At 61.5% G+C, this 21,108-nt stretch carries 20 protein-coding genes; 13 read left to right on the top strand and 7 right to left on the bottom strand.

All coding sequences use genetic code 11. From position 1 onward, the window contains the following. Positions 1-50: 50 nt before the first annotated feature. The gene (locus ACK4OE_RS04220) at positions 51-764 is read right to left on the bottom strand and encodes an autoinducer binding domain-containing protein (protein ID WP_409883258.1); all 714 of its coding nucleotides are present in this window, start codon (positions 762-764) and stop codon (positions 51-53) included. 231 nt (positions 765-995) lie between these two features. On the opposite strand from ACK4OE_RS04220, the gene ACK4OE_RS04215 reads away from it, so the two are divergent. The 9 genes from ACK4OE_RS04215 to msrA all read left to right on the top strand — a co-directional run bounded on the left by ACK4OE_RS04215 (position 996) and on the right by msrA (position 10,345). After that, positions 996-1,550: an acyl-homoserine-lactone synthase gene (locus tag ACK4OE_RS04215; protein ID WP_409883257.1), complete on the top strand. Its 555-nt coding sequence runs from the start codon at positions 996-998 to the stop codon at positions 1,548-1,550. Positions 1,551-1,722: 172 nt separating this feature from the next. Further along, positions 1,723-2,316, top strand: coding sequence for an adenylyl-sulfate kinase (gene cysC, locus ACK4OE_RS04210; protein WP_409883256.1), 594 nt, complete (start codon positions 1,723-1,725; stop codon positions 2,314-2,316). Then, a complete protein-coding gene (locus tag ACK4OE_RS04205) occupies positions 2,313-3,320 on the top strand; it encodes a hypothetical protein (protein WP_409883255.1) in 1,008 nt (335 codons plus the stop codon). Before cysC ends, ACK4OE_RS04205 begins: the two co-directional genes overlap by 4 nt. Further along, complete coding sequence (locus tag ACK4OE_RS04200) at positions 3,317-4,396, top strand: sulfotransferase family protein (protein ID WP_409883252.1); 1,080 nt, start codon at positions 3,317-3,319, stop codon at positions 4,394-4,396. The genes ACK4OE_RS04205 and ACK4OE_RS04200 overlap by 4 nt, the downstream gene beginning before the upstream one ends. A gap of 56 nt (positions 4,397-4,452) precedes the next feature. Next, positions 4,453-6,099, top strand: a complete 1,647-nt coding sequence (locus ACK4OE_RS04195) for a methyl-accepting chemotaxis protein (RefSeq protein WP_409883251.1) — start codon at positions 4,453-4,455, stop codon at positions 6,097-6,099. Positions 6,100-6,252: 153 nt separating this feature from the next. Further along, a complete protein-coding gene (locus ACK4OE_RS04190) occupies positions 6,253-7,014 on the top strand; it encodes an SDR family NAD(P)-dependent oxidoreductase (RefSeq protein WP_409883250.1) in 762 nt (253 codons plus the stop codon). A 93-nt stretch (positions 7,015-7,107) separates the two neighbouring features. Further along, positions 7,108-8,292, top strand: a complete 1,185-nt coding sequence (gene bktB / locus ACK4OE_RS04185; RefSeq protein ID WP_409883249.1) for a beta-ketothiolase BktB — start codon at positions 7,108-7,110, stop codon at positions 8,290-8,292. Between the two features lie 174 nt (positions 8,293-8,466). Continuing rightward, on the top strand, positions 8,467-9,450 hold the full coding sequence (locus ACK4OE_RS04180; protein ID WP_409883247.1) for a tripartite tricarboxylate transporter substrate binding protein: 984 nt from the start codon (positions 8,467-8,469) through the stop codon (positions 9,448-9,450). Positions 9,451-9,670: 220 nt separating this feature from the next. Next, on the top strand, positions 9,671-10,345 hold the full coding sequence (gene msrA / locus ACK4OE_RS04175; RefSeq protein WP_409883271.1) for a peptide-methionine (S)-S-oxide reductase MsrA: 675 nt from the start codon (positions 9,671-9,673) through the stop codon (positions 10,343-10,345). A gap of 87 nt (positions 10,346-10,432) precedes the next feature. Here msrA and ACK4OE_RS04170 read toward each other — a convergent pair whose 3' ends face one another. The 4 genes from ACK4OE_RS04170 to ACK4OE_RS04155 form a co-directional block, all read right to left on the bottom strand. Continuing rightward, entirely contained in the window at positions 10,433-10,870 is a 438-nt protein-coding gene (locus tag ACK4OE_RS04170) for a universal stress protein (protein ID WP_409883246.1), read from the bottom strand. A 177-nt stretch (positions 10,871-11,047) separates the two neighbouring features. Beyond that, entirely contained in the window at positions 11,048-11,836 is a 789-nt protein-coding gene (locus ACK4OE_RS04165; protein WP_409883245.1) for a 2OG-Fe dioxygenase family protein, read from the bottom strand. A 181-nt stretch (positions 11,837-12,017) separates the two neighbouring features. Beyond that, positions 12,018-12,533: a hypothetical protein gene (locus tag ACK4OE_RS04160; RefSeq protein ID WP_409883243.1), complete on the bottom strand. Its 516-nt coding sequence runs from the start codon at positions 12,531-12,533 to the stop codon at positions 12,018-12,020. Positions 12,534-12,799: 266 nt separating this feature from the next. Further along, positions 12,800-15,697 (bottom strand): EAL domain-containing protein, encoded by a 2,898-nt coding sequence (locus ACK4OE_RS04155; protein ID WP_409883242.1) that lies wholly within the window; start codon positions 15,695-15,697, stop codon positions 12,800-12,802. A 206-nt stretch (positions 15,698-15,903) separates the two neighbouring features. On the opposite strand from ACK4OE_RS04155, the gene ACK4OE_RS04150 reads away from it, so the two are divergent. From ACK4OE_RS04150 to ACK4OE_RS04140, 3 genes are all read left to right on the top strand, one after another. Next, complete coding sequence (locus tag ACK4OE_RS04150) at positions 15,904-16,278, top strand: PilZ domain-containing protein (protein ID WP_409883241.1); 375 nt, start codon at positions 15,904-15,906, stop codon at positions 16,276-16,278. Then, a complete protein-coding gene (locus ACK4OE_RS04145) occupies positions 16,275-16,895 on the top strand; it encodes a Mu-like prophage major head subunit gpT family protein (protein WP_409883240.1) in 621 nt (206 codons plus the stop codon). The genes ACK4OE_RS04150 and ACK4OE_RS04145 overlap by 4 nt, the downstream gene beginning before the upstream one ends. Before the next feature lie 113 nt (positions 16,896-17,008). After that, complete coding sequence (locus ACK4OE_RS04140; protein ID WP_409883239.1) at positions 17,009-17,500, top strand: hypothetical protein; 492 nt, start codon at positions 17,009-17,011, stop codon at positions 17,498-17,500. A gap of 274 nt (positions 17,501-17,774) precedes the next feature. Here ACK4OE_RS04140 and ACK4OE_RS04135 read toward each other — a convergent pair whose 3' ends face one another. Beyond that, positions 17,775-18,512 carry a hypothetical protein gene (locus ACK4OE_RS04135; RefSeq protein WP_409883274.1) on the bottom strand — a complete coding sequence of 246 codons (738 nt, stop codon included), beginning with the start codon at positions 18,510-18,512 and terminating at the stop codon, positions 17,775-17,777. Between ACK4OE_RS04135 and ACK4OE_RS04130 the strand changes: the two genes are divergently transcribed. Next, complete coding sequence (locus tag ACK4OE_RS04130; RefSeq protein WP_409883238.1) at positions 18,430-18,807, top strand: phage head closure protein; 378 nt, start codon at positions 18,430-18,432, stop codon at positions 18,805-18,807. The two genes, ACK4OE_RS04135 and ACK4OE_RS04130, sit on opposite strands and share 83 nt — an antisense overlap. Before the next feature lie 600 nt (positions 18,808-19,407). Here ACK4OE_RS04130 and ACK4OE_RS04125 read toward each other — a convergent pair. Then, positions 19,408-21,102 (bottom strand): long-chain fatty acid--CoA ligase, encoded by a 1,695-nt coding sequence (locus ACK4OE_RS04125; protein ID WP_409883237.1) that lies wholly within the window; start codon positions 21,100-21,102, stop codon positions 19,408-19,410. Positions 21,103-21,108 lie beyond the last annotated feature (6 nt).

The following is a 21,108-nucleotide window of genomic DNA, read 5'->3' as shown; positions in this document are numbered from 1 at the left end:
CGAAAAATCCGCTGAAAACGCAAAAGCAACGCCTGAAGCAAAAACGGCCGTCAACCCAACAAACCCAACATGGCCGCACGAACAGTGGCTGCCGTCTTGTTGTTGGTTTGCAGCTTGAACACGGCATTCTTCACGTGAAAGTTCACCGTGTTTTCCGACACATCGAGCAGAAAAGAAATATCGGCAGATGTCTTGCCATCGGCTGTCCATTTGAGCACCTCGATTTCTCTGGCGGTCAAGTTGGGCTGCATCTGCTCCGCTTGCCGTTTGGTGAAAATCCGCGATAGCACCACATGCGCCACGTGCGAAAGCCATCGCATCTTCATCTCGTTGTGATCTACCTCTTGCGCAGTCAGTGCACCTTCGGATCGCGCCAGCGTCAACATCCCTCGGACACCGCCTCCATCAATGCAGGCATTCGCCCAGCCAAAGCGCAAACCAAAAGAGCGGGCATCTTCCCAAAAATCTTGCGCCTGCGCAAACACACCATCCGACCACAACAGCGGCGTGTTCTTGCGGCAACCATGCTGAACCGTCGGATCGGTCTGTACATAGCCTTGCTGCACATAGCGTTGCTGCCACTGCGCGGGGTAATTGTTCAGAAAAATAGTCTGCGGGTTGGACAGAGGCAGCGGAACGCGCAACCCATAGGCGCAATATTCAAAACCCAGTGACCGCGCGGCTGCTTCGATCCTGGGAAACACCTCGCGCTCCGACTGCGTTTCGTCGAATACATCCAAAAGATCCTCTTGCCAGCTTGCCATACGTGACTCCACCAACATACCAAACCAATGAGCACCTAACCACCGGCCTATCGCTTTCGAAGCTTCACCACCTCAACGCAGCGCTGTAACGTTCAGGAACATTTTGGGGGTAGTCGACGGTTTTGGCGACAAGATTTTTGTCGCTCTCGGGGCATTGCCCTACCAAAGTTGGTAGTTACAAATCTCTTTGCGCAACTCTCTAATGGACAAAACTTGTCAGGGGAAACGCAAATGCGCATCACATCCGGCTGTTCGGCTGAAATATCGACACCCCTTATGCACCGCATGGCGCGCTACCGCCATCGTGTATTTGTGGAGACCTTGGGCTGGCAGTTGAAATGCCGTGACGCACTGGAATACGACCAGTTTGATCGAGACGACACGTTGTATGTGATTGCCCAGAACGAGAGCGGTGACGTGATTGGCACAGCGCGTTTACTCCCAACCACCCGCCCCTACTTACTGTCAGAAGTCTTTCCCAACCTGCTCAACGGCGCTGCGCCCCCGCAGTCGCCAGACGTGTGGGAGCTGTCTCGTTTTGCGACCATGGACTTCTCGGGTCAAACGGGGTCTGCCCTGGACCAATTCTCGTCCCCCATCACCACGGGCCTTCTGCGCGCGGCAAGCCACTGCGCCATGGCGCAAGGAGCGCAGCGCATGGTGACGGTATCGCCCCTGGGAGTAGAGCGATTGCTGCGTAGAACTGGCTTTAAGGCGCACAGACTGGGACCACCTATGGTGGTCAACCATCAACCCGTGTTTGCGTGCTCCATCCGCTGCGAGTAGCTGCACCGCAGCACCCTGCACTCCCCGCTTTTCAAGCCATTGCCCTCCAACGAAGGCGAGGAACGCCATGACAAACGCACTCAGGCACTTGGATCCACCCCCCAGCACAATCGCAGCCGCCCATGCACCCGCTGTTGCAGCAGCCGCCGATCAGCTTGCCTTGGGTCAACGCATGATCGTTACACACACTGGGCAAGTCACGCCACACCTGCGCCAGCACCTTTTGCAGCAGCGCCCCGTCACAGTGTGGTTCACAGGCCTGAGTGGCGCGGGCAAGTCCACCCTGGCTTACGCACTGGAAGAACGTTTGCATGCCAGAGGCTTTGCCAGCTTTGTCCTCGACGGTGACAACCTGCGGCACCGCTTGAATCGCGACTTGGGCTTCAGTGCCAGCGAGCGCACCGAAAATATAAGGCGAGTGGCCGAAGTGGCTGCACTCATGAACGAAGCGGGGCTCATGGTGTTCACCGCCCTGATTTCCCCTCAGCAGGACGACCGCTCCATGGCCCGGTCCATTGTCGGCGAAGGGCGGTTTCTGGAGGTCTACGTCAGCACCCCGCTCCCGGTGTGCGAAGAACGGGACCCCAAGGGCCTGTACGACAAAGCCCGTGCGGGGGTCATTCCCCATTTCACCGGCGTATCGGCGCCCTACGAAGCCCCAGAGGCCCCGGATCTTGGGATCAACACAGAGGGCATCAGCCTTGACTCTGCGATCGAGCAGGTTTTGGCGCTCCTCACCCGCCGCGGATTCATTGCCCAGCCATGACCACGACCGTCGAACAACACTCCCACCGCGCAGTTCCAACGACCTATGACATCTTCAACGGAGATGCCGATGGCCTGTGCGCGCTGCACCAGTTGCGCACCATCGAGCCATGCGATGCCGTCTTGGTCACCGGCACAAAGCGAGACATCGCACTGTTCGACCAGTTGCCCGAGGGTCTTCCGCTCCAAGTGACTGCGCTGGACATTTCGTGGGACCGCAATGCGCACAACGCGGCCAAGGTGCTGAACGCGGGTGGCAGCGTGACCTACTTTGACCACCACGCCGCACAAACGCTGACCCATCACCCCCGGCTCAAAAGCCACATCGACACTGCGGCCAATGTCTGCACCAGCATCTTGGTGGACCGGCATTTGAACGGTGCCATGCACCAGTGGACCATTGTTGCCGCCTACGGAGACAACCTGGACGCCGTTGCCGATCAAATGGCGCGCGCCCACGGATGCACCGCAGGCACACGCGGTGCCCTTATGCAATTGGGCTATTTGCTGAACTACAACGCCTACGGTGAAAGCGCCGAAGACCTGCACTTCCACCCAGCGCAGCTATACCGGTCATTGCACCGCTTTGAAAGCCCGCTGGACTTCATTGCCAAGGCTTATGAATACCACCGCCTGCAGGAAGGCCACGCCGACGACCAGCGGGCTTTACACGATGTGCAGCCCTATGCATCCAACCAGCACGCTTGCGTGTACCTGCTGCCCGACAGACCTTGGGCCAGGCGCCTTTGCGGCCTGCTGGCAAACAAGCTGGTCACCAGCCAGGGCGGGCGGTCCGTAGCCGTTCTCACCCCGCGATCTGACGGCGATTTCCTGGTGAGTCTGCGTATAGGAAAAAACGCAGCCTGCCGCGCTGATTTGTTCTGCAGCCGCTACCCAGCGGGCGGGGGGCGCCACACCGCCGGAGGCATTGACCGCTTGCCTCCAGGCGACCTGGACCAGTTCATCAACGAATTTTTCAACTACTTGCAGGAGCACTCAACATGAGCAACACAACGGTCAGCGCCCACAACAGGCCACTCCCGCTGCTGATGGTTCCGCTGCGGCGCTGCGGTAGCCATGCACTGCGTCTGCGGCTCAATACCAATCTACAGTTCCACTCCCCCTACCCTCTGCATATCGTGGACTTCATGCCGCTAGTGCCGCTGTATGGGGATTTGCGTGATGACGATGCGTATCTGCAACTGGTGAAAGATGTAGTGGGTCTGCAAGCTGCAAGCATGGTGAAGTGGCCCGACATGATGTTCGATGCCCATGAAATTTTTGAGGGGCTTCGCAACCAACCACGCAGCGTGCACCGGATCGTCTGGGAACTGCTGCTGCGCAGCGGCGAGCAACACGGGGCAAGCGTGGTCATGGACAAGTCACTTGACAGCATTCACTACGCGCACGATTTGATGGAGCTGTTCCCAGAGATGCGATTTTTGAACGTGGTGCGCGATCCCCGAGCGCAGGTTGCATCCATGAACCGCGCGATCATCCATGAATTTGACACCACCTTGAACGCCCTCGCCTGGGTCAAAGCCCACGATGCAGGGCATGCATTGGCCAAGCGCCATCCTGAGCGCGTTCTCACCATCCGCTACGAAGACTTTCTCAGCGATCAAGAGGCCATTTTGCGCAGGGTCTGTCAGTTCATTGGAATTGAATTTTTGCCTGCGATGCTGGACATCGGTGCCTCGCAAGAGGCCAAAGAGCTTTCCAGCATGTCTGCGCTGTGGGAATCCAACTGCTTCGCGCCCATTGCAGCCAACAAGGACAAATTTAAATCTCAGCTGCAGCCGCAAGAGATTGAAACCATTGAGACGTTGACGCGCGAGTACATGCAACTTTATGGCTACCAATGCATGACCGATGCAAAGGCCAGCGTGCCCCAAGCCGCAGCCATTGAAGAACACCGCGCCACCTCTGGCAGGCTGCGCACCGTGGCTTGGAAACAGCTTCGGGTCAGCGCGCCCGGCGACTATGCAGCGCGTCGCGTACGAGCCGACTACCTGGAGCAATTGCGCCAGCGCCATGTATCGACCCCAGCTGCGCAAGCCAACCTGCAAACCGCCTGCTGATTGAGCCTTCTCGCCGCACCCTACAACGCTTTTTAGACAGCCTCCAAGGAAACGCCATGCGTATCAAAGACCTGAAACTGGGTATCCGCCTCGGAGTAGCATTTGGACTGCTGCTGCTGATCACCGTCATCATCGCCCTGCTGGGGATAGCCAATATATGGGCCCTGCAAAAAAGCAATGAGCAGCTTGCGACCCATGAGCTCAAGCGCCAGGACTTGGTGCAGCAGTGGCAAACCGACATTCAGATGAACTGGCTGCGCACGGAGGCCTTGCTCAAGGCCAACGATGCCCAGTACTCCGGCAAGCTCAAGAAGGACATGTCGGCCGTGGTTGAAGTGCAAAGCAAGCGGATGGAAGAAATACGCACCTACTTGCTGCCCGGCAAGGAAACAGATCTGTACGACAACGCGATTGCTGCACGCGACGCCTACCGAATCAAACGCACGCAGCTTGTCAAAGCGAAGGAGGCAGGAGAAAACGTTTCTGAGCAAACAGACACGGCACTGGCCCCTGTTTTCAGCAAGTATTCCAGCACACTGCAAGAGCTCACCAAAAACATGAACGAAGGGCTAAGTGCAACGCTAAAAGAAACCACGGGCAAGGCGCAGAGCAGCGTCCTGTGGGTGAGTGGCAGCACTATTTTGGCCATTTTTGTAGGACTGTTCCTCGCCTACTGGACGACCCACTCCATCACCGTGCCCGTGCAGCAAGCGGTGAAAGCGACCACCGCCATCGCGTCTGGCGACCTGGCCACGCCGATTCCCCAGGGCAACAAAGACGAAGTCGGCCAATTGCTGACCGAGCTTTCCATCATGCGCGGCAAGCTCGCGGAGATCGTCTCCAACGTTCGACAGAGTGCAGAAAGCGTGTCAACGGCCAGCGTGCAAATTTCACAGGGCAACCACGACTTGTCTGCGCGGACAGAGCGACAGGCCAGCGCGCTGGAAGAAACGGCAGCGTCGATGGAAGAACTGGGTGCGACCGTGAAGCAAAACTCTGACAGTGCCCAGGCCGCCAACAAACTGGCCGTGAACGCCAATACCGTCGCGGTACAAGGGGGCGAGGTGGTCGCCCAGGTCGTCGAAACCATGAAAGGAATCAACGAGAGTTCGCAAAAAATTGCAGACATCATCAGCGTGATCGATGGCATTGCCTTCCAAACCAACATCCTTGCGCTGAACGCCGCCGTAGAGGCGGCACGTGCGGGCGAACAGGGCCGGGGCTTCGCTGTGGTGGCCAGTGAAGTGCGCGGCTTGGCGGGCCGGTCTGCCGAGGCCGCCAAAGAGATCAAACAGCTGATTTCTGCCAGCGTCACCCGGGTGGAGGAAGGCAGTGCACTGGTAGACAAGGCGGGCCATACCATGACCGAGGTGGTCACCTCTATCCGGCGGGTGACGGACATTGTTCGCGAAATCAGCGCTGCCAGCGCTGAGCAAAGTGACGGCGTAGCCCAGGTGGGCGAAGCCGTGATGCAAATGGACCAGGCCACGCAGCAAAATGCCGCCTTGGTAGAAGAAATGGCAGCAGCCGCCACCAGCATGCAAAACCAGGCACAAGAGTTGGTGGGAACCGTGGCAGTATTTCGACTGGAACAGACGGGCGCAGCATCAAGCGCGCCCACCCGCTACCGTGCGCCCCAGCCAGACAACGTGATATCCCCACAGAAACGTGCGATACCTCCTAGGGCTCTCACGGCCAGCTGAAGCCGCGTGGGCAGCGCCTGTCATTATTTTCCAAGCGCCAGCACCATTCAATTGATGTTTGCAAACTGGAGAGTGCAGGGTTTGCAGCCGCTGGCTGTACAGGAGGCAACCTGTCAACGCGCGGCCACGCATACTGAGCAGTAACATGGCGGGATGCCTCAAAACCATCTCTACATCCTCACCGGCGCTTCGCGCGGCATGGGCCTGGCCATGGCCCAGCAGCTTTTGCGCAGCGGCAACACCCTCATCTGCATCGCCCGCAGTGTCAACGCCGACCTGGCAACCGAAGCCAAAGCTGCGGGCGTCACCATCGAACAATGGCAGCAAGACCTGTCGCAGGGTGAACAGGCCGCGAACAAGCTGCAGGCCTGGCTCTCGGCGCAAGGCCCGCAGGCCTTTGCCAGCGCGACGCTGATCAACAACGCCGGCATGATCCCGCGCATTGCCCCGCTGTCGCACAGCGACGTGGACGACCTGGCCACTGCCCTGCGGGTGGGGCTGGAGGCGCCCATGCAACTGACCGCCGCCTTCCTGGGCGTCACCGACAGCTGGACGGTGCCGCGCAAGGTGCTCAACATCTCTTCAGGCCTGGGCCGCCGGGCCATGGCGTCGCAAGCCGCCTATTGCGCGGCCAAGGCGGGCATGGACCATTTCACGCGGTGCGTGGCGCTGGATGAGGCCTTGAAGCCCCATGGCGCCAAGGTATGCTCCTTGGCTCCGGGCGTGATCGACACCGACATGCAGGTGCAACTGCGCGGCGCCGCGCCCGAGGCGTTCCCGGACCGCCAAAATTTCGCCAACCTCAAGACGGGTGGCCAGCTCACATCCCCTGCCGACGCCGCTACCCGTGTGCTCGCATGGCTGGAGCGCGCAGACTTCGGCACCAACCCGGTCGCTGATGTGCGGGACGCTTAGTGCCTCAATACTCCTGTTTTTATAGCTATAAGCGCTTACTGGATAAGCGCTAGCGGCCAATTTGACCTTAAATTCATCTGAAAGGACCTCCCCATGACCCGTGAAGTCGTCGTCGTCAGCGCAGTGCGCACCGCCATTGGCACCTTTGGCGGTAGCCTCAAAGACGTGCCGCCCACCGAGCTGGGCGCGCTCGTCGTGCGCGAATCGCTCGCGCGTGCCAATGTGGAAGGCAAAGACGTGGGCCATGTGGTGTTCGGCCATGTGGTGAACACCGAGCCCAAGGACATGTACCTGTCGCGCGTGGCGGCCATCAACGGCGGTTGCGGCGAAGGCACGCCTGCCTACAACGTCAACCGCCTGTGTGGCTCGGGCCTGCAGGCCATCGTCAACGCCAGCCAGTCCATCTTGCTGGGCGACACAGACGTGGCGATTGGCGCCGGCGCCGAGAACATGAGCCGTGTGCCCTTTGCCAGCCTGAACATGCGCTGGGGCGCCCGCATGGGTGACACCAAGATGGTGGACATGATGATCGGCGCGCTGCACGACCCCTTCCACAACATCCACATGGGTGTGACGGCCGAGAACATCGCCGCCAAGTGGGGCATCAGCCGCGAAGACCAGGACAAGCTGGCGGTAGAGAGCCACAACCGCGCCGAACGCGCCACGCAAAACGGCGTGTTCAAGGACCAGATCGTGCCTGTCACGCTCAAGAGCAAGAAGGGCGACGTGCAATACGCCACCGACGAGCACTTTCGCCCAGGCGCCACGATGGAAGACTTGGCCAAGCTCAAACCCGTGTTCATCAAGGAAAACGGCACCGTGACGGCAGGCAACGCATCCGGCATCAACGACGCCGCCGCCGCCGTGGTGCTGATGGAAGCCGGTGCCGCCAAGGCCCGTGGCGCCAAGCCCCTGGCACGCCTGGTGGCCTACGCCCACGCAGGTGTGGACCCCAAGTACATGGGCATCGGCCCCGTGCCCGCCACGCAGCTTGCGCTCAAAAAGGCGGGCCTTACCGTCAACGACCTCGATGTGATCGAAGCCAACGAGGCCTTTGCGGCACAGGCCTGCGCGGTGACCAAGGACCTGGGCCTGGACCCGGCCAAGGTCAACCCCAATGGCTCGGGCATCTCGCTGGGCCACCCGATTGGTGCCACCGGTGCGCTCATCACCGTGAAGGCGATTCATGAACTGCAGCGCATCCAGGGCCGCTACGCGCTGGTGACCATGTGCATTGGCGGCGGCCAGGGCATTGCAGCGATTTTTGAACGCATCTGACCTGTGCGAGGCGCAGGCAGCCATCGCCAGTGGCGATGATGCCGCGCTGTATGGGCAAGGCCAGCGCCGGGGAGGATCGGCGATCATCCCCGCGTGCTGGCGCCAAGACCAGCCAAGCCGATCGCGCACCGCGCGGTCGCACCCTTCATTGAACCGACGGAGACAACCCTCACCATGATTCGCACCCTGCTTTCTTTCACCGCGCTCGCTTTTGCCGTGGGCACCACCGCACACGCCCAGGCACCCGCACCGGCCGCTGCCTACCCCACCAAACCCATCCGCCTGATCGTGCCCTTCCCGCCCGGCGGCGGCACCGACATCCTGTCGCGACTGGTGGCCACCAAACTCACCGAAAGCGCCAAGTGGACGGTGGTAGCCGACAACAAGGCAGGCGCTGGCGGCACCATCGGCATTGGCGAGGCCGTCAAAGCCGCGCCCACAGGCTATGACCTGGTAATGGGCCAGAAGGACAACCTGGTGATCGGCCCGTGGCTCTACAAAAACCTGGCTTGGGACCCCACCAAGGACCTGACTGCCGTGGCGCACGTCGCATGGACGCCCGTGGTCATCGCCACCAGCGTCAACTCCAAATACAAGACGCTGGCCGACGTGGTGGCTGCCGCCAAGGCCGCGCCCGGCACCATCACCTACGGATCTCCCGGCAACGGCACGTCCATTCACCTGGCGGGCCACCTGTTCGAGCAGGCGGCAGGCGTCAAGCTCAGCCACATCCCGTACAAGGGATCGAACCCTGCGCTGATGGATGCGCTGGCAGGCAATGTGGACCTGCTGGTGTCGTCGTTGCCTTCGGCCATGGGCCAGATCAAGGCAGGCAAGCTGCGCCCGCTGGCGGTGACGTCGGCCAAGCGCAGCTCGTCGCTGGCCGATGTGCCCACCGTGGGCGAGTCTGGCTACAAGGACTTTGACGTCAGCACCTGGTATGGCGTGTTCGCCCCCGCCGGTACGCCTGCGGCCGTGGTCACCGCCATCAACACCGAAGTCAACAAGCTGTTGGCCACGCCCGACATGAAGGCCGCCATTCAGGCCCAGGGCGCCGAGCCCGAGGCCCTGTCGCCCACCCAGTTCGGCGCGCTGCTCAAGAAGGAATACGTGCAGTGGAAAGGCATTGTGGAAGCCTCTGGCGCCAAGATCGAGTAAGGTCATTTGACGCGCGGCCAGCGCCTCTGGCCGGTCATGGCTTTCACCCGGGGTGCAGGCCATGGCTCAGGAGCCTATAGCCGTGCCTCAAACTCCCCACAAAAGCGCGCACCGCCACGGCGGTGCTGCTGCCCCGTCAAGCAAGGCGTCAAGCGCCGCGCATCCCCCCAAACCCAACGCCAACTACGGCTCGAAATTGCTGGTGCTGGTGGGCGCGGGCATGCTGGCCGCGTTGCTGTATGCCGGTGCCACATCCGGCGCGAGGCCTGCCGTTGCGCTGCCGCCCCCGGTGGTGGACATGGCAGCCGCAGGCAGCAGCCCCCCGGCAACGGCCACCGCAGTGTTTGCAGGAGGCTGCTTCTGGGGCGTGCAGGCGGTCTTCCAGCACACCCAGGGCGTACTCAACGCCGTGTCGGGCTATGCAGGCGGCAGCAAAGAAACCGCCAGCTACCCGCAGGTCAGCTCCGGCAAAACAGGCCATGCGGAAGCCGTTTCCATCACCTACGACCCCACGGTGGTGAGCTACGGGCAACTGCTACAGATCTTCTTTTCGGTGGCGCACGACCCCACCGAAATTGACCGCCAGGGGCCCGACTACGGGCCGCAATACCGGTCTGCCATTTTTTACTCCACGCCCGATGAGCAACGGGTTGCCCAGCAATACATCGCGCAGCTCGACGCTACCCAGCTGCTGCCGCTCAAGATTGCCACCACCCTGGCACCGCTGAGCAATTTTTACCCGGCCGAAGACGAGCACCAGGACTACGCCACGCGCAACCCGCATTCCATCTACATCGCGACCTACGACCGCCCCAAGATCACGCAGCTTCAGACGCTGCTGCCTGATCGCTTTCGCGAGGCGCCCGTGCTGGTTGCCGGGCAGGTTTCGCGATAAACCGGTGTACCAACCCGCCATGAGAAACGGCTCCGCAAGGAGCCGTTTTTGTTGCGGGCCGCGATTGCCCGCCTTTGAGCACAGGGCTTAGTCGCGCACCACCAGCACGGGGATATGCACCACTCCCAGCACGCGCTGCGTGACACTGCCCAGCACCAGCTTTTCAAGGCCCCGCCGGCCGTGTGATCCCATCACGATGAGGTCGGCGCCCGTGCTCTCCAGCGCGCGCAGGATGCCGTCGTGCACGGCATGGCCTTCGCCCACCAGGGCCGTCACTTCCACGCCTGCTTCGGCCATGGCCTTCTTGGTGGACTCCAGTGCGGTGTTGGCCTCGGACGTGGCGGCGCTGATGTACTGCGCTTGGCCATAGGCAAAGTCGGCTCCCACGCCGGTGAAGGGATAGGGGTCGATCACATACACCGCGGTCACGGCGCTGCCAAAGGTCTTGGCCAGCGCTGCGGCTTTGGATACTGCCAGCATCGAGGTCTTGGAACCATCGACGGGGACCAGAATGTGCTTGAACATAGTGCTTCTCCTTGGGTTGAATGGTGAACCGGGCTTGTGACCCGATCTTCTTTCGATGACGCCAGTGTGAACGCCCACCATACCCTGCATCTTGATCCGCATCAAATCCCGGGCAGTCACTCACCCGGCGCAGCGTCCGGGCTTGCTTGACACGCCGAGGGCGCTGCGAAAAAACGTTCAGGCGCCTGCGGGTGCCGCACCCACCACATCGGCACCCTGAAAATTGCCGCGCCGGCAGGTGACCACCAGCGTGTCGCGGTAGCCGCCTTCGGTCAAAGGCTGGATGGGTGTGGATTCGTGGATCATGCGTGCGTCGTCCAGCAGCAGCAGCGACCACGGCTCGGTCAGCGTAAAGCGCTGGCCGCTGGGGCCGTTGGCCTCGAACACGCGGGTTTCGCCGCCCTTTACGCCGTCGCGCCCCACCAAGAACACCGCAACCAGGTCGACACCGTCGCGGTGCGCGCCCTCGGGTGTCGGGCGGCCAATGCCGTCGGTGGTGTCAATGCGGAACTGGTGGGCCTCCACAAACCAGGGCGCATCAGCGACGGCGGCTGCACCGGCTGCAAACACGTCTTGCGAGACGCCTGCCAGCGCAGCCAGCAATCGCTGCCACGCGGGTTTGGCAATGGTGGTGGGCTCCATGGGTGCAAACCAGCGCTCCATGCCGCCGTGCAGTGCGTTGTATTCCACGGGCTGCCAGTGCGCGCGGTGCGGCACCTGCTGCACCTGCCCGCCCTGCACCACAAAACACGCGTGGCGGCGGCGACGGTAGCGGCCACCATCCTTCAAAAAGTCGTCCGGCGGCAAGGTCGCCCAGTCGCCATTGAGTGCCATCAGGTCGGCCAGATCGCAGCCAATCCACTGCGCCACATCGGCAGGCGACAACACGGCGTATCCGGCCTGGCGCAACTGGCTGGCAACAGCGGGTGGAGGGGTGAACGGAGGAGAAAAAGTGACTTGGGCCATAAGATCCCGAGCTTAACCGCTGGCGTCGGCGTGTCGGTGCACCCCCCGCAAGGGGTGCCCGATACAACGTGGCTTTGTACCCAGCCGAGAGGTACGTAACTGAGAGGTACGCAGCGCAAGGGGACCACAAAAAAAGGCGCGATGGAGGTCGCGCCTTTCAAGCAAAGATCAGCAAAGTAGGTCAGTTGCGGTGACCTTGGCCATGTCCCTCGCCGCGCCCATCCCCACGCCCGTCACCCCGGCCGCCGCGGTCATGGTCGCGGTCACGGTTGTGCTTGCCGCCATGGCGCTGGTCATTGTCCCAACGGCGGTCGTCACGGCCTTGGTGCCCACGGTGGGGCGGGCCGCGGCGTGGGGGCGGTTCTTGCACAAAGTAGACCGGCTGTGCACACGCGTTGTAGCGGTGGCAATGTTTGCCCCAGTTTTTGGCATGGCCCGGTGGCACATACAGATAGATGGGCGAGCGGGGCACGACCACAGCGGGGCGCTGGATGATGACGGGCTCGGTGTAGATGACTGGGGGCGGTGGCATTGCATTGCCGATGTTGATGCGGCCGTAGACGCCGGGGGCCAGTTCGCCGCCCACAGTGGCGTTGACATAGCCTTGCGCCTGGGCACCGCCTGCAGTCAGCAGCGCCAAAGCCGCAACAGCGCCAGACAGTAAAAGGCGGATGGTGGAAGTGGTGGTTTTTTTCATAGTGAAGCTCCTCGTGATTTGCCGCAGGTGGAATACAGAGACGTACACCGCCTGTGGACAGGCCTTCGTTTGTAACAAGCCCACGTCCACGGTATTCCTTCTGGCACGTGAAAGATGTAAGCAAATGACGACGAAACGGCAGCCAGGCTCGCCGCAATGCAGTCCAACCAAAATATGAGACAAATTGGCCTATAGCGCTTATAAATAAAGCGCCAACAGCTATCAAAAAAGGAGTACTTTTTTTGAATATCCGCTGTGCTGGGGTATCAATCCGTAGCTGCCGCCGCAGCGGTCGCCGCCACCAACAGCAATGCGCTGGCAGGCCCCGGCCGCCCAAACAGGTAGCCCTGCCAGGTGTTGCAGCCCAGGCTTGCCAGCATGTCGCGCTGGGCCTCGGTTTCCACGCCCTCGGCAATCACGCCCAAGTCCAGGCTTTCGGCCAGCGTGACGATGGTGCGGGCAATGGTGGCGTCGTTGGCATCGGTAAGCAGGTCACGCACAAAACCCTGGTCGATCTTGAGCTGGTCCAGCGGCAAGCGCTTGAGGTAGCTCAGGCTGGAATAACCCGTGCCAAAGTCGTCCAGAGAGAAACCCAGCCCCAGCGCACGCAAGGTGGTCATGCGCTCGATGGTGTCTTCCACATCGTCCAGCAGCAGGGTTTCGGTCAGCTCCAGCTTCAGGCGGCGGGGGTTGGCGCCGGTCTCGTCCAGCACGCCCAGCACCTCGTCCACAAAGTCGCTGTGGCGAAACTGCCGGGCGCTCACGTTCACGGCCAGCGTCCAGTGCGCGGTCAGCGGGTTGTGCGACCACTCCACCAGTTGCAGGCACGCAGTGCGCAAAATCCACGCACCCAGCGGCACGATGAGACCCGATGCCTCGGCCACCGGGATGAACTCGGCGGGCGACACCAGCCCGCGCAGCGGATGCTGCCAGCGCACCAGCGCCTCGGCCCCCACCATGCCGTGCTGCTGGCTGATCTGTGCCTGGTAGTGCAGCAGGAACTGGCCATCGCGCAAGGCCTCGCGCAGGCCCGACTCCATGGCCGTGCGCGTGGTCACGGCAGCCTGCGTACGCGGGTCAAAAAAGCGCAGCGTGTTGCGCCCAGCCCCCTTGGCCTGGTACATGGCCAGGTCACCGCGCTTGAGCAGTTCGTCCACCGAGCCCAGCGCATCGGCAAACAGGGCCACCCCAATGCTGCACGACGTATGGTGCGCATGGCCGTCCAGCAGATAGCTTTGACTGAGTGCCTGCAACACAGTGCGGCCTACGTTTTCGGCCTGCGCCGCTGCCTCGTGCGGGACCGGGCTAAGTCCTTCGAGCAGCAGCACAAACTCATCGCCGCCCAGCCGTGCCACCGTGTCGCTTGTTCGCACGCAGCCGCCCAACCGCGCGGCCACCTGCCGCAGCAATTGGTCGCCAATCTCATGGCCCTGTGTGTCGTTCAGGTCCTTGAAGTTGTCCAGATCCACAAACAGCAGCGCGCCCCCGGCGCCCGAGCGCTCGGTGGCTGCCAGGCTGTGTTGCAGCCGGTCGGTCATCAGGCGGCGGTTGGGCAGGCCGGTGAGCGGGTCGTAGAACGCCAGCACCCGGATCTCTTCTTCGGCGGCCTTGCGGCTGGAGATGTCGGTCTGCGTGCCCACGTAGTGGGTAATGTCGCCATCCGCAGACTGCACCGCAGTCATGGTGATCCACGCGGGGTATTCCTGCCCGTCCTTGCGGCGGCTCCACACCTCGCCCTGCCACACGCCCTGGGTGCGCAGCGTGCTTTGCAGCGCGGCGTAAAACTGCGCGTCGTGCCGATCCGAGTACAGCTGTCTGGGCGTCAGCCCCACCAGCTCTTCCACCGTGTATCCGGTCAGCCGTGCAAAGGCCTGGTTGGCCTTCAGGATGCGCTGATCGGGCCCGGTCACTATCATGCCTTCGGACGACTCAAAAACCGTGGCCGCAATCTGCAGCGACTCTTCAGCCCGGCGGCGCTCGGTGATGTCGGTGCTGATGCCGCACAGCGCATGAATGCTGCCGTCCGGGTTGCGCAGCGGAATCTTGACGGACAGATAAGCCCGCACTTCGCCCCCACCCTGCTGGGTGTTCACCTCCTCGGCCTCCAACGTCTCGCCGCCTTCAATCACCCGCCGGTCATTGGCGCGCAGTCGCGCAGTGGTTGCCGCATCAAAAAACGCCGAGTCCTCCAGCCCCACCACGTCCTGGCCCTCGCAGCCAAATAGCTGCATCGTTTGCTGGTTGGCGTACTGGTAGCGGTAGTCCTTGCCCTTGATGTAGATGAACGCGCCCACGCTGTCCAAAATGGTCGCCAGCTTTTGTTCGCTGGCCTGCAGGTGGCGGGTGCGCTCTTGCACCTGGCGGCGCAGAAACACCACCATCAGCGCCGCCAGCAGGCTGAACACCGCCAGCCCACCCAGGCCCCACCACAGCACCACAGGCAACTTGGCCGTGTCCTGCCCGCCCCAGTGCCGCAGGATGCGGGCGTATGCCGGGTCAGTCCCGCTGCGCCAGTCTTTCACCGACCGATCTATGGCTGCCAGCACGTCGGCATTGCGCCCGGTACCCGTCACATAAAACAACGTAGCAGGCTGAAACACAATGCCCGAATCGGCCACGCCATACCGCGCCGAATGAAAGTTGCCAAACAGGTGGTTAGAGATCACTGCATCCGCCTCGCCCCGCTGCACCAGCGCAAACGCGTCCATCAAGCTGGCCGCATCCACCAGCGAGGCCTGGATACCAAAGCTGTCCAGCATGTTGACAAAGGTGGTGCGCTGCACTGAGCCTCGCAGCACCGCCACGCGCTTGCCCTGCAGGTCAAACAGCGAATGGATGGCACTGCCCGGCGAGCGGTAGATCTGCGACCAGCTGTGCAGCACCGGCACATTGTGAAAGTCGTACAGCGCTTCACGCTCCGGCGTGCGGGCAACATCGGGCATCAGGTCGATCTGACCGGCGCGCAAGGCATCCAGACAGTCCTGCCAGGTGCAGGGTACAAACTTCAGCGTCCACTGCTCACGCGCCGCCACTTCCTGCAACAGGTCAATAAAGATGCCAGAGGCCTTGCCACTGCTGTCCACAAACACCTTGGGCTCGTTGGAGTAAACCCCTACCCGCACCTCGCGGGGTACGCCCAGGGCGCTGGCACAGGCAAGCAGCATGGGCAACCACGCAGCCCAACGTAGCCGACCCACTGACCAACGACCCAACCAGTACACGCCAGGATTCACTACAGGACCCCACAGGTGACGGAAGACCCATATTAACGAAAGGTTGCAAAAATATCCAAAGGCAACATGTACCTATGGGACTGAGGGATGGGTTGGAGTAGCATCGGCCAACCACCCGCTTCGCCCAGGAGACAGCGATGCCCCATGAACGCCGCCACTTCGTCCGCGTCAGCTTTGATGCCCCCGCCCTGCTGACCACCGCCACCGATGCGTTCAGTGTGCATGTGCTGGACCTGTCACTGAAGGGCGCACTGGTCATGGCCCCCGCGCAGTCAGACCTGGTGGCCGGAATGCTGTGCCAGATCACCATTCCCCTGGCAGAAACCGGCAACCACATTGCCATGTCCACCGAAGTGGCGCACGTGGAGGGCCTGCACACCGGCCTGCTGTGCCGCGGAATCGACTTGGACAGCGTGACGCACCTGCGTCGGCTGATTGAACTGCAACTGGGCGACCCGGCCCTGCTGGAGCGGGATTTGGCAGAGTTGACGATGGCGGCGTCGCCACAATGACCGCTCATGCAAAAAGGGCTGTCGATGAGAGCCCTTTTTGCATGGCCTGCGGAGAGGCCGAGGTCGCCCAAGAAGACGCCCTGGGCTGCTGGCGCTACTTCCATGCCAACCACGGGAACCTTGCAGCTGCAGGCGGCGCACTTTCCATCGACACGCTCGGCACGGCGCGCGCTGCCATGCGCAAACAAAAGTGCCTGGCGGGGGAGTTCATCGATCCGCAACCGCGCTATCTCATCGTGCCGGTGGCAATGGAGACGAAAGCCGAGCAGTTGCTGAACTCCACTGTGGATCCTGCCAAGGCTAACAACACGGACAACCTGGAATGGGTGCGCCGCCTCACGCTGGTATGTGACCCCCGATTGGACGCGGACCGCGAAACTTCTTGGTATCTCTCCGCCGATCCCAAGCAGATCGAGGGCATTGTCCGTGTGTACCTGGAAGGTGAGGCACGCCCATTTATCGCCCAGCAGGAAGGCTGGACGCGCGACACGATGGAATACAAGGGCCAGCTTGACCTGGGCGCGGGTGTCATCGACTGGCGCGGTCTCTACAAGAACCCGTCGAGTAAGCACCACAACGCCCGCCCCTGGGCGTTACTCGGCGAGTGGCCCGAATAGACAAACCTCGAGAGCACGCGGCAACAAACTCTTAGGTGCGTGGCGTGCACCAGCCTAGTATGGCTCACTCAGCGGGGCTTTTGCTATAAACAACGACCCAATAGGGATGGACGATGTTGAACGAGATCAGCTGCTGGTACATGGGTTGGAGCGCAATCGGCACTTGGGTGGGTGGCATAGGCGCAGGGGCGGCGGCAGTTGCTGCTGTTTGGACTGTGAGGCGCCAAGAAGCCGAGCGCTCAGAGTTTGCCAAATTTCTGCTGAGTCGCGACATCGGAAGGCTGGAAGAGGCTCACAGTTCTCTCCTTGAAATGGCCAATGCGCTCAATGCGTCGAGCTTCGCCCATCCCGATACAGGTGAAGAGGCTGACTGGCGGGACGCGTTTGATGAGCAGAGAAGGGTTATCTCCGTTTTATTGATGAATTTGAGTACATCAGGAGCAGCGAGCAGATCTTCGCGTACAGGCCTCCCGGTGGGGCTTATGCCTCATTACTCGCGACTGTCAGAGGTCTTCGGCAGCAACTGGTCTCTATTCATGCTCAAGGGCACCTTATTGACGAACATGCGGCAGCAACCGAGGCCACGAAAGCGGCAGAGCGCCTGAGGTCGGTGATAGACGCTGCTCAATTGCATGTCGCAAAACCTGCGCCCTAAAGTCGAATACGGCTGAATCACATGGTCTAGGGATGGCAAGGTGTTCACCGGCCCGCATGAATGCTGGGCTTGTCGCGCTTGGAACTTGATTTGATTGCCGATTGTCTGGTAGCACCGTGGCGCGAGGTCATCACGCAGTCGCACACTCCCAAACCTTGAGCGCCAATGGGCGCCCGACATGCCGCTGGCGGCTGCGGGTTTTGAGACTGACCAGTACGGAAGGACTAGTCCTTGTGAACAGCATGCAACATCTGCCGTGCAGATCGGAGTTCATCTTTCGCTTTCTGATATTCGCTATCGACGTCCAACTGATTGATATGCTGTTCGACCCAACGATCCCCTGCGGCGGCCGTAGACAAGACGGCTTGCGCCAAATCGGAAATGAGCTTCAGAACCGCGGGGGGCGCACCCTTCGATTCCGACTGTCCGGCATCTTCCCGCGCTTGCTGCAAATTGTGCAGGAGCGGAGCGAGGCCGAGGCGCAAAGAGCTCACGATGAAAAGTGCACCAGCGCCTGGTAGAGCATTTCCCGGCGTGCTGTCGAAAGTATCGATCGTTCGCCGAACAAAAGCTGCGAGCATTTCGAGTTCAGCTACAGACAGCGATTTGCACTCCTCCTCCACAGAGCCTCTCACCACCGCCATGTGACGCATGCACCCATCAAGCATGGCACCGAAGAGCAAGAGTGATGTAACGCGAGCCGTTTTGATACGTGCCGCCTCTGCCGCCAAGTTCTCGCTGCGCTGCATCCTCAGTTGGTAGTTGGCAATTCCAAAACCCGCCGCAATGGCGGCGATGGATCCGAAGGCTTGAACCCAGCTCGCGATGTTGCTGGAGTTTTCACCGAGCCAAGGCCACGCCTTACCCCACCCCGGCCAGATGGCCACCAATGCGGCTAGAACCAGCAAACCGCACACCACCATCGCGGCCCAGTCACGCCACCCCCACTTTGCAATTTGCATATGCCCACTCCCTCCTCGCAAAAGTCTACTCGCGAGAGTGCGGTGGAAAAAGAACTCGTTGCGCGTGTTGAGGCCGCCAGCGGGCTGGGAGTACCTGGCCGCGCAAGCTGCCGTGGTTGAGGTGACGGCGAGAATCAGGATGCGGTTTCGCCCATGGATGACCGCGCAGGACCGCGTGATCCACAACGGCACCACTTACGGCATCGAGAGCCTAGTGGGACGTGCGCTCAGACCACCTCAAGCTGGTGTGCAAGGCAGTGGATTCCTAGGAGGCCGGCAAATGTTGCCGCGCTAAAAGGCTTAGCTCGACTAATCGCCGTTTGAGAAGAGCACGTCACGATCTTCTGGCGAGCGAACCAGAACGAGGCGCCATGCTGAGAAAGAAGCGTTAACCGGGGTCACCTGGTGCGGAGCACTGTTGCTCCAGTCTGCAAGCGATATGTAGCATTCCTCGGGGAACCCACGGCTATCCAGTAGCGCAACAAAGTAGGCTGCATCATCGGTAGAAACAAGCTCGCCCGGCCTGCCTTCCCGCTGGTTGACCCCTCGTTGACCCGCGATCTCTAGTCGAAGGCTTGCGCCCTTGGCAATCAGTAACGTTGGCAGATTCTGCTGAGACTGCACCTGCCAAACCTTCAACGCACTAGGGCCCTACAAATACAAAATTGGCTGCGTGCGCTCATCTCCAGCCAGTCGCAGCCAAAGAACCGGCGGCGCCGCAGAACGCAACGGGCACACGATATCGCCTGCTGCAGCATTCCGAAGATCTATCGACTTCACTTCCTTGGGATCGAACCGCCAAAGCATGACTAAGCTTCTAGTGTTGTTTTTCGTACAAATTCCGTACAAACAAGAAATGGCATCAACAGGCTATTGATCACATAGCTAAAAATCTTTACTGAATCTGCGCCTCGACCTCCTGCAGCGCCCGCCACATCACCTTGCCACTGCCGCTCTTGGGCAGCGCCGCCGCAAACTGCACGATGCGCGGCACTTTGTACACCGCCATGTTCTCGCGGCACCAGTCGATGATGTCCTGCTCGGTCGTGATGTCCTTGTGTGTGGAGCGCAGCACTACCACCGCCTTCACCGTCTCGCCCCGATAGCTGTCCTTGGCGGCGATGATGCAGGCCTCCTGGATGGCGGGGTGGCGGAACATCAGCGCTTCGACCTCTGCAGGCCAGACCTTGAAGCCGCTGGCATTGATCATTCGCTTCAGGCGGTCCGTCAAAAAGAAGTAGCCGTCCTCGTCCACCCGCCCCAGGTCACCGGATCGGAAAAACCGCTTGCCCTCGAATTCGATGAACGCACTGGCAGTGGCGTCAGGCCGCTTCCAGTAGCCGTCGAACACCTCGGGGCCGTGGATGATGATCTCACCCTGCTCGCCCACGGGCAGCTCCTGCAGCGTGTCGGGGTCGATCACGCGCGCGTCAGTGCTCATGAACGGAATGCCCAGGCATTGCTGCTTGGGGTGGTCGGGCGGGTTGGAATGGGATGGCGCGGCGGTTTCGGTCAGGCCATAGCCCTCTGCATACCGCAGGCCATATTGCTCCAGCAGGCGCTGCGCCACCGCCTGCGGCATGGCCGCGCCACCGCCGCCGATGTAGGCCAAGCTAGAGAGGTCATAGCTTGCAAAGTTCGGGCTGCCGAGCAAGTCGATGACCATGGTCGGGATGTTGGTCCAGGTCGTAACCCTGTAGCGCGAAATGAGGCGACCCGCCAGATCCCGGTCCCATCGCGGCATGATCACCAGCGTGGCGCCGCAGTAGATCGACGTGTGCATCACACTCACCATGCCAGTGATGTGGAACATCGGCACCACCGCCAGCGTGACGTTGTCGGCCGACCCATTGCCCCACAGGCCGCTGGCCACCGCGTTGTGCATGATGCTTTTGTGCAGATGCATGCACCCCTTGGGCAGACCGGTGGTACCGCTGGTGTAGGGCAGCAGGGCCAGGTCGTTCGGGCCCACCACCAGCTCAGGCGGCGCATCGGTGCAGGCCAGCGCGTCTGTCCACGCATGGGTCTGTCCGCCCTCCAGGCTGGGCAGCGGGTGGCGCGTGCCCAGCCATTCTGACCAGGCCTCGGGCGGCGCGTCGATACCCGTCACGCCAGCGTCAAAAGCATCCGTGAATTGCGTGACGACCAGATGCGCCAGGCGTTCGGCCTGTGGCAACGCATTGCTGGCCTTGGCCAGCTCAGCGGCCAGGTCGCCCGTGGTGAAGGCCACCTTGGTATCGGGGTCGGTGAAGTAGTGCTTGAGCTCTTCCGCCCGGTTCATGGGGTTGACGGGCACCACCACCGCGTTGGCTCGCAGGATGGCAAAGTGCGCCATCACCAGTTGCGGGCAGTTCTGCATGCACAGCACCACGCGGTCGCCACGCTGCACGCCCAGCGCCACCAGCCGTGCCGCCATGCGCTCTGCACCTTGCATCAACTGCCCGTACGTCAGCGTGCGGCCAAAGAACACCAGCGCGGTCTTGTCCGGGTAGCGGCGAGCGCTGATGGCCAGGTTGTCCCACAGGGACGTGGATGGCAGGGTGATGGACTTGGGTAAACGTGGGGGCCAGAACTTGAAGTGAGCGCGCATGGATGG

It is taken from the genome of Acidovorax sp. (assembly GCF_046314175.1).
Classification (GTDB): domain Bacteria; phylum Pseudomonadota; class Gammaproteobacteria; order Burkholderiales; family Burkholderiaceae_C; genus Acidovorax.
The sequence above is the reverse complement of the archived record's forward strand: the minus strand, read 5'-3'. Positions and strand labels throughout refer to the sequence as shown.